Genomic DNA, 13,187 nt, shown 5'->3' with positions numbered 1-13,187 from the left:
CTAAGGTGCGGGCGGCAGTTTTCCCTGCTCTTGCAGCACCTTCAATATGCTCAGGATTGTATCTGGGCTGACATCGAAAGACCCATCCAGCGCAACGCCAATCCCCCCGTCGCCAATTTCCACCGTGCCACCGGCGTCATAGCGCGGGTCAATGGATGAAAGTTCTGGCGGAAGCGTTGGACAGATTGGGTTGCGCTTTAGCAGGGCGTCAGCGGCCTTTTCGATGATGCTGCGGGCATCGTTCAAAAACCCCTGCTTTGTGTTGGGATCAAGGATCGGGGTTTCAAGGGTCAATTCCAAACCGGTCAAATCAAAATACACGCACTGCTTTTGCACCTGAGCAGACGCGGTTCCGGTAAATGTGATCGTATTCGCGGCTATGCTGTCCTGCCGTTTGGGAGGCTGCCCGAGTTGATGATCGCAGCGGAAGGCCTCCATCTTGACGCGGCCTTCCACATTCACATCGCGCCCGAGGGCAGACAGATCAAGGCTGTCCAATGTTACTTCGGCATTACACAAGTCGGACAATTCAGTGTTTCTTAGGCCCTGTATCAACGCGGCTTGGATATCCCGCAAATCCAGAATGGCATCCACCGAGATACGGGTTGGTGAAACCTCTTTTAACGTCAGGTTCAACTGGTACGGAATTTCAGTGCCATCCGATCCCAGGGTCCGCTCAAACTCGAGCTGCACGTCACGGGCATCCGCTGGCTGGAAGCCCAGGCAGAAGCCAACGGCAAGGGCAAAGTACCGCTTCATTCCACCACCCCGAACCCTTGCTTTTCCTGTAGCGCCGCGATTAGGTCCAACAGCGTTCCTGCACTGGTATCAACCGAACCGCTAAGCGCGGCACCCACGCCGCCGCTGCCGATTTCTCTGATCCCGCCAGAGGTAAAGCGCGGCTCCAACCCTTTCAATTCACTTGGGAGCTCTGGGCAAACGGGGTTTTCCGCCAATACTTCCGCGGCTTTTTCAAGGATCAAGAGTCGGGCTTTTTCCGTCAGCCCGATCATGTCAGAGACAGTTCCGACAAACCCCTGCAAGTCCAGTTCCACATCTTCCAAACGTAAGTGAAGACAGTTCCGTTCAACTGCAGCAGAGGCTTTGATCATGACATCCACATTCTGCCCGAACAGCAAAACACCTCGGTAGTGCGTTTTGGGATCATCGGTGTCGCAGGCATAGAATTTGGCCTGAACCTGTCCCTCCGCCACCAAGGCATCTGCCTGGGCTGACACTTGTGACACGGCCAAAGCGAATTTTTGCTGGCAGGTTTCCTTCAGAACGCTTGAAAACAGCCACGGCGCGAGGTCCTGCAGTGAACGAAGATCCAAAAACGCGTCCATACCCAACCGGGTTTCGCCAGCGTCTTTGAGGGACACGAAAAGAGTATAAGGAAGGTCCTTGCCTTTGACCTGCACGGTTTCGGCGATGCGAAACTTCACGGTCTCGGCATGTGCCGGTCTAACGGCCGTAGATACTGAGCAAACCAGAACAGTGAACATTCCGGCAAACATGCTGCCCGTCCAATGCCTGATGCCGACGAAAGCTGAAAACACGTAGTCCACCTGTAATATGCAACTTTAGGCTAGCAGAGAATTTTACACGCCGCTGGCCTTTTTTCGGGGAATGTAGATCGCAAGGGATCGCGGGGCGGTTGCGCATGGCTGTCTTGCAACAAATGCCTCTGGCCCATCGGCTCTTTCTGATATAGGGGTGCGCACTTGCAAACAGGATCGCAGCACACATGACCACACGCGCCGGATTTATCGCTCTGATCGGAGAGCCTAACGCAGGCAAATCCACCCTTCTGAACCGGATGGTCGGGGCCAAGGTTTCGATCGTGACGCATAAGGTTCAGACTACGCGCGCCCGTATTCGTGGCGTCGCGATGGAAGGGGATGCGCAGCTTGTGTTTGTGGACACACCCGGCCTGTTCAAACCACGTCGCCGACTGGATCGCGCGATGGTTGCCGCAGCGTGGGGCGGGGCGGCGGATGCTGATGTCGTTGTTCTGATGGTCGAGGCGCATCGCGGCATCACCGAAGGGGTCGAACGTATCCTGGAAGGGCTGGAAGAGATCGGGCAGGGCCGTACCATCGCATTGGCGATCAACAAGATCGACAAGGTGCCCAGTGAAAAGCTGCTGGCGCTGACCAGCGACCTGAACGCGCGCTATCCATTTGCTGATACCTTCATGATTTCGGCCGAGAAAGGCCACGGTGTCGATGACCTTCGCAAATGGTTGGCGGCTGAATTGCCCGAGGGCCCGTGGCTCTATCCCGAAGACCAAATTGCCGATCTGCCGCTGCGGATGATCGCAGCCGAAATGACGCGCGAGAAACTGACCCTGCGGCTGCATCAGGAATTGCCCTATCAGCTCACGGTCGAGACCGAGAATTGGGAAGAGCGCAAGGATGGCTCGGCCAAGATAGATCAGGTCATCTATGTCATGCGCGATGGCCACAAAGGGATCGTTTTGGGCAAGCGCGGCGAAACAATCAAAGCCGTCAGCCAAGCGGCCCGCGCCGAACTGGAAGAGTTTCTGGACCGTAAAATCCACCTGTTCCTGCAGGTAAAGGTCCGACCTAACTGGCTGGAAGAGTCCGAGCGCTATTCGGAAATGGGGCTGGATTTCAAAGACGGAAACGCATGACCCGTCTGACCGCAGATTTCTGGGTTCACGCCTATATCGCGCGGTTGCGGCTTCAGGATATCCCTGCATTTGTCGTGTCGCATGGCGACGATACGGCCGGTGCCGTCTTGGTCAAAATGAACACGCTGGATGGTCAGGCGGTGGCATACCAACGCAGCTTTGACTTGATGAGCGGTGAGCGTAAATGGGTGGAGCTGTCCGGTGGCGCGGAGGCAGACGTGGACCAAGCCATTCAACGCCAACGCAGTTTTGACCCTGATCTTTGGGTGATCGAGGTTGAAGACCGGCAAGGGCGGCACCTTTTGGGTGAGGACGGGCTGGAGTGATGGTCCGGCTCGGCGCGTAACAACTTGAGCCCAAACCATGGCGCAAAACGCCAAGACTTTGTGGCGCCTCGCATTTGATACCCTTGCACACTGCGCTGGCTTGGGATTTGCTGCGCTCGGTACAATCTGTCACGGGATCAAAACTTGGACTGGCGCGATCATGGCATCCTTCTGACCTCCCGCAAACATGGTGAGACCTCGGCGATCATCGAGGTCTTTACCGAAGCCCACGGCCGTCACGCAGGGGTTGTTCGGGGTGGGGCCAGCCGCAAGATTTCTCCGATCCTGCAACCGGGTGCGCAGTTGGATGTGCTTTGGCGGGCTCGGCTGGAAGAGCATCTTGGCACGTTTCAGGTTGAACCGTTGCGGTCCCGCGCAGCGGCGGCGTTTTCCGGTCGGTTGGCGCTGTCCGGGCTGAACGCTGTGGTGGCCTTGTTGTCCTTCAGCCTGCCCGAGCGTGAACCGCATCCGGGGGTTTACAAGCAAACCGAACAGTTGATGGACCTGCTGGGCCAAGATGAGATTTGGCCACTGGCTTATCTGCGTTGGGAACTGGCGTTGCTTGAGGAATTGGGCTTTGGCCTCGACTTTTCAGCCTGTGCTGTTACCGGCGCGACCGAGGGGTTGGTTTTTGTCTCGCCGAAAACCGGACGAGCGGTCAGCAAGCAGGGCGCGGGGGAATGGGCGGACAGGCTGTTGCCTTTGCCCCTCTGCCTGAAGGGCGAAGGCACAGCCCCGGATTCAGAAATCGCGCAGGGTCTGCGGACCACTGGCTACTTTCTGGAGCATCATCTGGCCCCATCGCTTGGTCACAACCCACTGCCCGAGGCCCGAGCCCGTTTCATTGATCAGTTCACTCGGCGGCTTTGAACAGCATTTCATGCCCGTCGTCATTGCGCAGGATCAGGACATCGCCGGATACTTCAGACTGGGTCATGGCCAGTAGCGCCGCAAAGTAGAACCCTTCGGCTTCAAGACCGGCGCAGGCCGCGCGTGTGGCCGTCAGGTCGGCGATTTCGAACCAAGGGTAGGGCGCGTTCAGCGTACCGCTGTAGCTGTTGCAGGGGGCATTGCCTGCGATCTTGCCTTCTTCGGGGAAACTCAGCAGGGCGCTTGCCGGAAAGCGTTCACCATCGATTTCCTGCAGTACCCAGGTCTGATTCGCCGCGCCATAGGCGGCCACGGTTTCGTCCTTGTCGCATTGCAGTAGCGCCAGCAGAGGAAAAGCAAAGACGAGGCGTATCATGCTGGTATCCTTATCAATACGGTATCGCGCCGTTCAGCAGTTCTTCCCGAACCTCGCTACGAGGCCGCCAGTTATACCGAGTGTCTTCGCGCACAGGGGCCCAGAAAAGCGCCCCACTGTTCCGCCAAGGGTCGAGAATGACACCGTCATACATCGAGGCACCTTTAGCGCTGATCAGGGCCGAGTGATGGATGATGCGAAACGATGTTGGTGGTGACGTGGCCCAATGCACGTCCAGTGTCCGAAAATCTTCCTGCCGCAGGCGTGTGGACATGGCTTCGGCCCAGTCATTGCACAACCCTCGTTCCCGAAACCCGTTAATGACCTTTGCATTGTGAATGATCGCCGGGTCCGTAACATTCCAGTCCCGCGCTAATTGCTGCGAATATGTGTATGAAATGCGGGCAGCCCTTTGCGCCTCGGCAGGGTCGACACGCGGGTCGAGGTCCGTGATAGCCGCGGCAAGCGCGTCAATGTCGTCTTGACCAGCGCTGGGTTGCGTGGTCGTGCAGCCGCCAAGCGCAAGGGTCAGGACGGTCGCGCAAAGTACCAATAAAGATCGGATCATTCTGATTTTCGCATTTGGAACTGTTTGTATGTTTTGGCTGCTCTATCGTCGTTTTGAGTGAATTCATAGAACGAACTGACAGATCAGCCAAAAGCGCACGCACCTGCTGACAAAAAAGACCCGGCGCGAACGCCGGGTCAAGTTGGGGAAACGGGGTTGCCGTAATCAGGTTAGCCCAGCAAACGCCGAGCGATCACTTGTGCCTGAATTTCGGCTGCCCCCTCAAAAATGTTTAGAATGCGTGCGTCACACAGAACGCGACTGATCTTGTATTCCAGTGCAAAACCGTTGCCGCCATGAATCTGCAAACCGTTATCAGCGGCGGCCCAAGCAACACGAGCCCCCAACAGCTTGGCCATGCCAGCCTCAAGGTCGCAGCGCTGGCCGTGGTCTTTTTCCCATGCGCTGAAATAGGTCAACTGACGCGCGATCATGATTTCGACCGCCATCATCGCCAGCTTGCCCGAGACACGCGGGAAATTAATCAGCGATTTGCCGAATTGCTTGCGTTCCTGCGCGTATTGCATGGCGATATCCAGCGCGCTTTGCGCCACGCCAATGGCCCGTGCGGCGGTTTGGATGCGGGCGGATTCGAAAGTCTCCATCAGTTGTTTGAAGCCTTTACCCTCTTCGCCGCCAAGCAGGTTTTCACCTTTGACTTTGAAGCCGTCAAAACCCAGCTCGTATTCTTTCATGCCGCGATAACCCAGAACCTCGATCTCACCGCCGGTCATGCCTTCGGTGGGGAAGGGGTTCTCATCCGTGCCCGGCGTTTTTTCCGCCAGGAACATCGACAGGCCACGGTGGTCGGTGGCGTCAGGGTTGGTGCGGGCCAGCAGGGTCATCACATGGGTGCGTGCGGCATGGGTGATCCATGTCTTGTTTCCGGTGACCTCGTAATCGCCATCCCCGGTCTTGGTCGCCCGTGTGCGCAGGCTACCAAGGTCCGAGCCGGTGTTGGGTTCGGTGAAAACAGCCGTGGGCAGGATCTCGGCGCTGGCGATTTTGGGAAGCCATTGGGCCTTTTGCTCGTCCGTGCCGCCTGCGATGATCAACTCAGCCGCAATCTCGGACCGCGTGCCCAGTGAACCGACGCCAATATAACCGCGCGACAGTTCCTCGGACACAACGCACATCGAGGCTTTGGACAGGCCAAATCCGCCGAATTCTTCGGGGATGGTCAGGCCAAAGACGCCCATCTCGGCCAGTTCCTCGATGATCTCGATCGGGATCAGTTCATCCTTGAGATGCCAGTCATGAGCGTTCGGTTCGACTTTTTCCTGTGCGTAGCGGCGGAACTGGTCGCGGATCATTTCCAGTTCTACTTCCAAACCCGAAGCGCCAAACATGGTCGCACCGGCCTGATCTTCCATCAGGGCCACCAGACGTGTGCGGGCGGCCTGAGAGTTCGCCTGCGCCATCAGCGTCTGCACTTCGGAGCTTTGGAAGCCCGACAGCGCGTCCCAGCCAAGGCCCATATCCTGCAGGCGCACGACCTCACCCTGGTTCATCGGAATGCCGCCGGCGACCTGATGCAGATATTCGCCAAAGGCGATCTGGTGCAGCAATTGTTCGATTTCGCCAAATTTGCCATCGGCGTCCAACGCCTCGGCCCAGCGTTGCATTTGTTGCAGGGATTGCTGGTACGTCGCAAGCCATGCCAGCCCATGTGCTGCGGTTTGGTTGGCTTCGATCAACGCACCAGATACACGACCGTCCTTGGTTACCATTGCCCGGACCGACTCGCGCGCGCGTTCAAACACTGCTTCGACAGCGGGCACCGCAACGCGGGTCAAAGTCAGAAGGTCGGGCAAAATCGCGGATGTTGTCATCTGGGTCATATCCTGTCCGTCATGGGCCATGAATCACGTCCTTTTCTGGGTCGTATGGTCTTACCATGCTGCACATGCAGCGCAACAAAAATACGAATTACGCTGCGAAAAAGTTCAAAAATTGCTTGATCATTTTTGCAATGCAGAGAATTTCAGGGATGCTATCACAGTGCCATGACGTTGTTTTCCGCTTTCACTTCGCAGGAGTTGCTGCTTGCCTTCGGCGTCGCTTTCTTGGCCGGTTGGATCAAAGGCATGGTTGGGTTTGCGATGCCAATGGTGTTGGTATCCGGGCTAAGTATGATCCTGTCGCCTAATCTTGCCATTGCCGGTCTGATATTGCCGACAATTGTGACGAATGGCTTTCAGGCGCTTCGAGAGGGGGTACCCGCAGCCATTGACGCCATCCGGAAATTTCGGGTTTTTCTAAGCGTCGGATTGGTGTTCCTGCTTCTGGGCGCGCAACTGGTCAGCATTGTCCCGGAAAAGACGTTTGTGTTGATTATCGGCATTCCGGTGACATTCTTCGCTTTGATTCAGATGTTGGGCTTGAAGCTGACGCTTGAAAAATCCTCAGCCCGGATCGAGGCCAGTATCGGATCAATCGCCGGGTTTGTCGGCGGTTTGTCAGGGGTCTGGGGGCCGCCCACCGTTCTCTACCTGACTGCGCTGAACACGCCGAAGGCTGTACAGATGCGGGTTCAAGGCGTGATCTATAGCCTGGGTGCCGTGGCTTTGTTGGTGGCGCATCTGGGTTCGGGCATCTTCAATGCCCAGACGGCTCCGTTCTCGGCAGTTTTGATTTTGCCTGCGCTGATCGGCATGTGGGTTGGGCTGCAGTTGCAATCACGTATTGATCAGGCGCGGTTCCGAAAGGTCACGTTGCTGGTCTTGCTGATTGCCGGACTGAATCTGCTGCGGCGCGGCATTCTGGGTTAGGGGCGGCTATCCGCAATGCGGAATGCGAAATACAGTCCCAGCATAAGGAAGAACAGGCCCGAGATATCACCGATAAGATAAGCGACGTATTCAACGCGCGCGCTGCCGAAGGCCAAGTTGGTCAGCCCGGCGACAAGGAATGAGGTAATGACACCGACCCCCATGATGCAGGACCAGCAGGGTTTGCGGTCGGCGCGCGGGAACAAATCCCAGCCCACCCATTTCAAAAGGTAGAATACTGCCGGAACAGTGGTTACGGCAATTGCGATAGCCATGAGGCGGCTGGGCAGGAATACGTCAGAGCCACCAAGAAACGCGAACACAATAAAGACGCCCGGAAGTAAGGCGTAGATCGAACGCCAGCCAAGCAACCACGCTGCCAGAACGCGCACACCGTGCGGCAAAAACAAAAGGCTGGCGCGGCTGGGGTATTCCGGAAAGAAAACATTCTGCAGCGGCATCAGAACCTCAAACGTAAGGAAAGATGCCACCACATAAGCCAGCGAAGCGTAGAAAGTGTCAGAGGCCCATTTGTGCACGGCGATCAACCACCATCGTGCAGGCAGAAGCCATCATCTGGGTGCATGAACGATATACCGACCCCGGTTCGCGCTGCCACTTTGCGAAAGATAGCCCTTCTGCACCAGCGATTTCAGCGCGCGGAAAAATGTGGGGCGTGAAACACTTTGAACCAGTGTATGTTCGATCAGACCAAATGTGCGAACTTCCTGATCGGCCTTCGAAAGTTCTTCCGCAGCGTAATAGATATCGCGTTCCACCGGAGACAGTTGTTCAAGCCCCAGCGTGCGCTCCATGCTTTGCATCAGCTTACGTAGTTCGGTCAGTTTCGAGATTTCCGTCATGGTCTACCTGTTCCTTGCCTGTGTCATCCGCCGTGCAATTTCAGCGGGTGGAAACGTGCCGATTATTCAGCAAGTCTCGTATTGACACTCATCCCCTAATTTCTAAACTTACTTTCGATTGGGTTGCTCAGTTCGCGTGTTGTGAGTGCACGCTTGAGCCACCGCTAGGTTTTTTCACTTTCCGCCCGGTGCCAAAGCGCCGGGCTTTTTCGTCACAATGACACTTAGCGTTACCGTAATCCTCGAATCCGGGCAACGAATTTGTATGCGCTTTTGGCGTTATTCAACCCTGAAGAGATGACGATTTAGTGAGTCGCGCAATAAGAAAAGGGGGCGAAAATCGCCCCCTGTCTGATTATCCGATTGCGACAGCTTTTATGTCCTCGTCGATGAACGGTAAGTACTGTTCAAAATTCTCGGCGAACATTTGCACCAGTTTCTCGGCCTGTTTGTCAAAGGCGGCCTGATCGTCCCAGGTGCGGCGCGGATCCAGCAGAACCTCGGCCACACCGGGAACAGAAACTGGCACATCAAAGCCGAAATTGGCGTCCTTACGGAACTCGGCATCGCGCAGCGACCCGTCCAGAGCAGCGGTCAGCAAGGCACGGGTGGCACGGATGGGCATCCGGCTGCCAACGCCATAGGCGCCTCCGGTCCAACCGGTGTTGACCAGCCAGCAGGTCGCGCCGTGCTGGGCGATCTTGTCCCGCAACAGGTTGCCGTACTCTTCCGGGCGGCGCGGCATGAACGGTGCGCCGAAACAGGTCGAGAAGGTCGGCTGAGGCTCGGTGATGCCGCGCTCTGTCCCGGCAACCTTTGACGTGAAGCCAGACAGGAAGTGATACATCGCCTGCGCTGGGGTCAGCCGCGCAATCGGAGGCAGCACGCCAAACGCATCACAGGTCAGCATGATGATGTTCTTGGGATGGCCACCCAGCGCGCTGCTGGATGCGTTCGAGATGTACTCCAACGGATAGGCGCAGCGCATGTTTGCGGTCAGCGAGTCATCCTCGAAGTCCAGTTCCTTGGTTTCGGGGTCGAATACCATGTTCTCGATCACGGTACCGAACTTGCTGGTGGTCGCGTAGATTTCCGGCTCGGCCTCGGGGTTCAGGCTGATCGTCTTAGCATAGCAGCCACCTTCGAAGTTAAAGGTGCCGCGATCCGACCAGCCATGTTCGTCATCCCCGATCAGGGTGCGGGCCGGGTCAGCGGACAGGGTGGTCTTACCGGTGCCCGACAGGCCAAAGAAAACCGCGGTGTCGACCGGGTTACCAACAGCATGGTTGGCCGAGCAATGCATCGGCATGACGCCTTTTTCCGGCAGCATATAGTTCAACAGGGTAAAGACAGACTTCTTGTTCTCGCCCGCATATTCAGTGCCGCCGATCAGGATCAGCTTGCGGTCGAAGTTCATCGCGATCACGGTCTCGGACCGGCAGCCATGCTTGGTCGGGTCGGCTTGGAAGCTGGGGCAGTTGATGACAGTGAAATCTGCGGTGAACTCGTCCAGATCCTCACGATCGGGACGGCGCAGCAGGTGACGGATGAACAGGTTGTGCCAGGCCAACTCGGTGACCATGCGCACATTGATCGAATAGGCCGGGTCTGCCCCGCCGACGAGGTCCTGCACGAAATAGTCGCGGCCTTTCATGTGGGCCAGCATGTCTTCGTACAGTGCGTCGAACCCTTCGGGGCTCATTTCCGCGTTGTTTTCCCACCAGATTGAATCGGCAACGCTGTCGGTCTTGACGACATGCTTGTCCTTGGGCGACCGGCCGGTGAACTTGCCGGTGGTGACCAGAAAGGCCCCGCCATTGCCCAAAGTGCCTTCTTCACGCTTCAGAGCCTCTTCGATCAGCGCCGGTTCCATGAAGTTATAATAGACATTGCCCAGACCCTCGATGCCCTGATCTTCGAGGCGGAATTGCGGGTTAACCCGTCCAGATGTCATGTGTGTCTTCTCCTGTGGCGGCGCGAAGGCTTTGGGCCGGGTGCGCTCTTGGGGCAAATTGCCGGATCGTTCCGGCGGACAGGCGCGTCTTATCACGGTCATTTGGGGCATGAACAGGACGGTTTGGCGCAGTTAGCGCAACCAAGGTCAGGTTTAGCGCCATCACAAATTTCCTGTCGGAAATCATGGCGCTTTTCCGGCAACATTAACGGCTTTTTTGCCGCAACTGTGTGACAACAAACGCACGATTCGCAGATACGGATTGATTCGCGGCCTTAAAAACGCCAGAAATACCTTACTAATAACGATATAAAGCATGAGTGAGCAGGAATAGGGGCAAACCCGATGTCAAAGATTGCACTGGTGGACGACGACAGAAACATTCTGACGTCCGTGTCCATGACGCTTGAGGCCGAAGGCTTCGAGGTCGAAACGTACAACGACGGGCAGGCTGCGTTGGACGCATTTAACAAGAAACTGCCGGACATGGCCGTTCTGGATATCAAGATGCCGCGCATGGACGGCATGGATTTGTTGCAGCGCCTGCGGCAGAAAACCCAGATGCCGGTGATCTTTCTGACCTCGAAGGATGACGAAATCGACGAAGTGCTCGGCCTGCGCATGGGGGCTGACGACTACGTCAAGAAACCCTTCTCGCAGCGTTTGTTGGTCGAACGTATTCGCGCGCTGCTGCGGCGGCAGGAAGCGACTTCGGGTGATGCTGCAACGGCCAGCACGGGCGATGCCAAGGTCATGGAACGGGGTGAGCTGCGGATGGACCCGCTGCGTCACGCGGTCAGTTGGAAAGGTACGGACGTATCCCTGACGGTGACTGAATTCTTGTTGTTGCAAGCCCTTGCGCAACGCCCCGGTTTTGTCAAAAGCCGTGATCAACTGATGGACGTCGCTTACGACGATCAGGTGTATGTAGACGACCGTACGATTGACAGCCATATCAAGCGTCTGCGGAAGAAAATGCGCGCCGCTGATTCAGAGTTTTCGGCCATCGAAACTCTGTACGGGATAGGCTACCGGTACAACGAAGAATAAGATTGACCGCTTAACAAAGGGTAGTTGGGCCTCGTGCGCGATACGGAACAAGCCAGCGAATTGCGGGACGGTGATGTGGTTCTGGGCGATGACTGGGTCATCCCTCAGGATCCTGACTCGGCCGAACTGGGGGCATCGCGCCGCAGTCGGAACCTATTTTCGCTGCGCGGGTCGCCGCTGGCCCGCAAAATCATCACGTTTAACCTGATTGCTCTGGTTATTCTGGTCACCGGACTGCTCTATCTGGATGACTCACGGGACGAACAGGTAAAGCAGACCGCGAGCAATCTGATGGGCGACGCCCAGTTGGTCAGCAACGTGTTCGAAGCGCAGTTGCGCCAGAATTCTGCCGCTCATTCTCTTAGCACGGCCGAGCTTGATGTTAAGGACACTCTTGCCGGGTTGAGCCTTCCGGTCGGCGGCGAAGTTTTTGTTTACGATGCAGCGGGAACTCTGATCGGCTGGACCCGGGGGGGGGCAACAAGCGCTCCCATGCCCATTCTTCTAAGGTCAGAAGCCGAAGTTCAGACCGGCAGCACCCTGATCAGCGATGCGCTGAACGCCGTCTGGAAAGGCCTGTCCAAGATATTCACCAACGCCAACCCGGATGAGGCACCGACGCTTGCACAACGCGTGCAGTCCCTGATTCCGACCGCGCTGCAAGGACAGATGCAGGTGCAGGCCGTAAAAGATGCAGCAGGCGAAACAGTAATCGTTGCCGCCTCGCCCATTTCATTAGAGGGGTCGCCTGTCGGCGCTGTTGCGATGGCCGGACCTGCCGGTGAAATCGACGCGTTGGCCCGGCGCGAGCAAGAGCGCATTTTGCAGATGTTCGTGGTTGCGCTTTTGGTTTCAATCGGCCTGAGTCTTGTTCTGGCGTCGACAATTGCGAACCCTTTGGCGGACTTGGCCGCCGCCGCCGAGTCGGGCAAAGACCGCGGCGCGGGGGTAAATCCGGGACGAATTCGCATTCCCGACCTGAGTGCACGCCCCGATGAAATCGGTCGCCTCAGTCGGGCGCTGCGGGGCATGGTGAACGCGCTATACAACCGGATCGATTCGAACGAACAGTTCGCCGCCGATGTTTCGCATGAAATCAAGAACCCCTTGGCCAGCCTGCAATCCGCCGTTGGTACGCTGCGCATGGTCAAACGGGAAGATCAGCGTGAAAAACTGTTGAGCGTGATTGAACATGATGTCCGTCGGTTGGACCGTCTGGTCAGCGATATATCGAACGCGTCACGCCTGGATGCGGAACTGGTCAAAGAAGAAGAACAGCTCTTCGATCTGCTGAAACTGCTAGGCAATATCAGCCAGTATCTGGGAGAAGAGGCCCGGAGCAAAGGCGTGGATTACATCACCGATCTGCCGTCTCAGCCGATCGAAATAAACGGGCTTGAGGCGCGCTTGGCGCAGGTGTTCGTCAACCTGATCACAAATGCGATCTCGTTCTGCGAAAGCGGTGATGCCATTCGCGTTTGGGTGCGTCGCCGTGAAAACCGCGTTCTGATCGTCGTCGAAGACACCGGGCCCGGCATCCCGGAACAGGCGCTGACCAAGGTTTTCAAACGCTTCTATTCACAGCGCCCGGTGGAACATTTCGGCAATAACTCTGGCCTTGGGCTTGCGATCTCAAAACAGATAGTCGAGGCGCATGGCGGTGTGATCTGGGCCGAAAACATTCGCCCGACAGAGGCCGACGTCACGTCCGATCCACTTGGTGCGCGCTTTGTCGTGGGTCTGCCCGTGTAGT

The 13,187-nt window shown here is 56.9% G+C and carries 15 protein-coding genes; 6 read left to right on the top strand and 9 right to left on the bottom strand.

Going from position 1 to position 13,187, the window contains the following annotated elements; genetic code table 11:
- Together GOV88_RS18690 and GOV88_RS18685 are read right to left on the bottom strand one after the other, a co-directional pair.
- The gene (locus GOV88_RS18690) at positions 1–759 is read right to left on the bottom strand and encodes a hypothetical protein (protein WP_171241359.1); all 759 of its coding nucleotides are present in this window, start codon (positions 757–759) and stop codon (positions 1–3) included.
- Positions 756–1,517, bottom strand: a complete 762-nt coding sequence (locus tag GOV88_RS18685; RefSeq protein WP_171241358.1) for a hypothetical protein — start codon at positions 1,515–1,517, stop codon at positions 756–758. Before GOV88_RS18685 ends, GOV88_RS18690 begins: the two co-directional genes overlap by 4 nt.
- Before the next feature lie 230 nt (positions 1,518–1,747).
- Here GOV88_RS18685 and era point away from each other — a divergent pair, with 230 nt between their 5' ends.
- From era to recO, 3 genes are all read left to right on the top strand, one after another.
- Positions 1,748–2,656, top strand: coding sequence for a GTPase Era (gene era / locus GOV88_RS18680; protein ID WP_171126846.1), 909 nt, complete (start codon positions 1,748–1,750; stop codon positions 2,654–2,656).
- Complete coding sequence (locus GOV88_RS18675) at positions 2,653–2,982, top strand: DUF1491 family protein (RefSeq protein WP_171125259.1); 330 nt, start codon at positions 2,653–2,655, stop codon at positions 2,980–2,982. The genes era and GOV88_RS18675 overlap by 4 nt, the downstream gene beginning before the upstream one ends.
- Positions 2,983–3,126: 144 nt before the next feature.
- The gene (recO, locus tag GOV88_RS18670; RefSeq protein ID WP_171241357.1) at positions 3,127–3,852 is read left to right on the top strand and encodes a DNA repair protein RecO; all 726 of its coding nucleotides are present in this window, start codon (positions 3,127–3,129) and stop codon (positions 3,850–3,852) included.
- Here recO and GOV88_RS18665 read toward each other — a convergent pair.
- The 3 genes from GOV88_RS18665 to GOV88_RS18655 form a co-directional block, all read right to left on the bottom strand.
- A complete protein-coding gene (locus tag GOV88_RS18665; RefSeq protein WP_171241356.1) occupies positions 3,836–4,228 on the bottom strand; it encodes an META domain-containing protein in 393 nt (130 codons plus the stop codon). The genes recO and GOV88_RS18665 overlap by 17 nt on opposite strands.
- A gap of 13 nt (positions 4,229–4,241) precedes the next feature.
- The gene (locus GOV88_RS18660) at positions 4,242–4,796 is read right to left on the bottom strand and encodes a hypothetical protein (protein ID WP_171125254.1); all 555 of its coding nucleotides are present in this window, start codon (positions 4,794–4,796) and stop codon (positions 4,242–4,244) included.
- A gap of 170 nt (positions 4,797–4,966) precedes the next feature.
- Positions 4,967–6,658 carry an acyl-CoA dehydrogenase family protein gene (locus tag GOV88_RS18655; RefSeq protein ID WP_171241355.1) on the bottom strand — a complete coding sequence of 564 codons (1,692 nt, stop codon included), beginning with the start codon at positions 6,656–6,658 and terminating at the stop codon, positions 4,967–4,969.
- 144 nt (positions 6,659–6,802) lie between these two features.
- Between GOV88_RS18655 and GOV88_RS18650 the strand changes: the two genes are divergently transcribed.
- Positions 6,803–7,567: a sulfite exporter TauE/SafE family protein gene (locus GOV88_RS18650; RefSeq protein WP_171125250.1), complete on the top strand. Its 765-nt coding sequence runs from the start codon at positions 6,803–6,805 to the stop codon at positions 7,565–7,567.
- Here GOV88_RS18650 and GOV88_RS18645 read toward each other — a convergent pair.
- From GOV88_RS18645 to GOV88_RS18630, 4 genes are all read right to left on the bottom strand, one after another.
- A complete protein-coding gene (locus tag GOV88_RS18645) occupies positions 7,564–8,106 on the bottom strand; it encodes a hypothetical protein (RefSeq protein WP_371808268.1) in 543 nt (180 codons plus the stop codon). The two genes, GOV88_RS18650 and GOV88_RS18645, sit on opposite strands and share 4 nt — an antisense overlap.
- Before the next feature lie 33 nt (positions 8,107–8,139).
- Positions 8,140–8,430, bottom strand: a complete 291-nt coding sequence (locus GOV88_RS18640) for a hypothetical protein (protein ID WP_171125248.1) — start codon at positions 8,428–8,430, stop codon at positions 8,140–8,142.
- A 355-nt stretch (positions 8,431–8,785) separates the two neighbouring features.
- Positions 8,786–10,384, bottom strand: a complete 1,599-nt coding sequence (locus tag GOV88_RS18635; protein ID WP_171125246.1) for a phosphoenolpyruvate carboxykinase — start codon at positions 10,382–10,384, stop codon at positions 8,786–8,788.
- Complete coding sequence (locus GOV88_RS18630; RefSeq protein ID WP_171125244.1) at positions 10,365–10,547, bottom strand: hypothetical protein; 183 nt, start codon at positions 10,545–10,547, stop codon at positions 10,365–10,367. The genes GOV88_RS18635 and GOV88_RS18630 overlap by 20 nt, the downstream gene beginning before the upstream one ends.
- 182 nt (positions 10,548–10,729) lie before the next feature.
- Between GOV88_RS18630 and GOV88_RS18625 the strand changes: the two genes are divergently transcribed.
- Both GOV88_RS18625 and GOV88_RS18620 read left to right on the top strand, forming a co-directional pair.
- Positions 10,730–11,434, top strand: a complete 705-nt coding sequence (locus GOV88_RS18625; protein WP_171241354.1) for a response regulator transcription factor — start codon at positions 10,730–10,732, stop codon at positions 11,432–11,434.
- A 33-nt stretch (positions 11,435–11,467) separates the two neighbouring features.
- Positions 11,468–13,186 carry a sensor histidine kinase gene (locus GOV88_RS18620; RefSeq protein ID WP_171125240.1) on the top strand — a complete coding sequence of 573 codons (1,719 nt, stop codon included), beginning with the start codon at positions 11,468–11,470 and terminating at the stop codon, positions 13,184–13,186.
- The last annotated feature ends 1 nt before the right edge of the window (position 13,187 follow it).

Source organism: Ruegeria sp. HKCCA5491 (genome assembly GCF_013034565.1).
GTDB lineage: Bacteria > Pseudomonadota > Alphaproteobacteria > Rhodobacterales > Rhodobacteraceae > Ruegeria.
The sequence above is the reverse complement of the archived record's forward strand: the minus strand, read 5'-3'. Positions and strand labels throughout refer to the sequence as shown.

What these genes read in the sequence shown, in the direction of transcription:
- GOV88_RS18690 (WP_171241359.1), bottom strand. Translation starts at nt 759, where the DNA reads ATGAAGCGGTACTTTGCCCTTGCCGTTGGCTTCTGCCTGGGCTTCCAG.
- GOV88_RS18685 (WP_171241358.1), bottom strand. Translation starts at nt 1,517, where the DNA reads ATGTTTGCCGGAATGTTCACTGTTCTGGTTTGCTCAGTATCTACGGCC.
- era (WP_171126846.1), top strand. Translation starts at nt 1,748, where the DNA reads ATGACCACACGCGCCGGATTTATCGCTCTGATCGGAGAGCCTAACGCA.
- GOV88_RS18675 (WP_171125259.1), top strand. Translation starts at nt 2,653, where the DNA reads ATGACCCGTCTGACCGCAGATTTCTGGGTTCACGCCTATATCGCGCGG.
- GOV88_RS18665 (WP_171241356.1), bottom strand. Translation starts at nt 4,228, where the DNA reads ATGATACGCCTCGTCTTTGCTTTTCCTCTGCTGGCGCTACTGCAATGC.
- GOV88_RS18660 (WP_171125254.1), bottom strand. Translation starts at nt 4,796, where the DNA reads ATGATCCGATCTTTATTGGTACTTTGCGCGACCGTCCTGACCCTTGCG.
- GOV88_RS18655 (WP_171241355.1), bottom strand. Translation starts at nt 6,658, where the DNA reads ATGGCCCATGACGGACAGGATATGACCCAGATGACAACATCCGCGATT.
- GOV88_RS18650 (WP_171125250.1), top strand. Translation starts at nt 6,803, where the DNA reads ATGACGTTGTTTTCCGCTTTCACTTCGCAGGAGTTGCTGCTTGCCTTC.
- GOV88_RS18640 (WP_171125248.1), bottom strand. Translation starts at nt 8,430, where the DNA reads ATGACGGAAATCTCGAAACTGACCGAACTACGTAAGCTGATGCAAAGC.
- GOV88_RS18635 (WP_171125246.1), bottom strand. Translation starts at nt 10,384, where the DNA reads ATGACATCTGGACGGGTTAACCCGCAATTCCGCCTCGAAGATCAGGGC.
- GOV88_RS18630 (WP_171125244.1), bottom strand. Translation starts at nt 10,547, where the DNA reads ATGGCGCTAAACCTGACCTTGGTTGCGCTAACTGCGCCAAACCGTCCT.
- GOV88_RS18625 (WP_171241354.1), top strand. Translation starts at nt 10,730, where the DNA reads ATGTCAAAGATTGCACTGGTGGACGACGACAGAAACATTCTGACGTCC.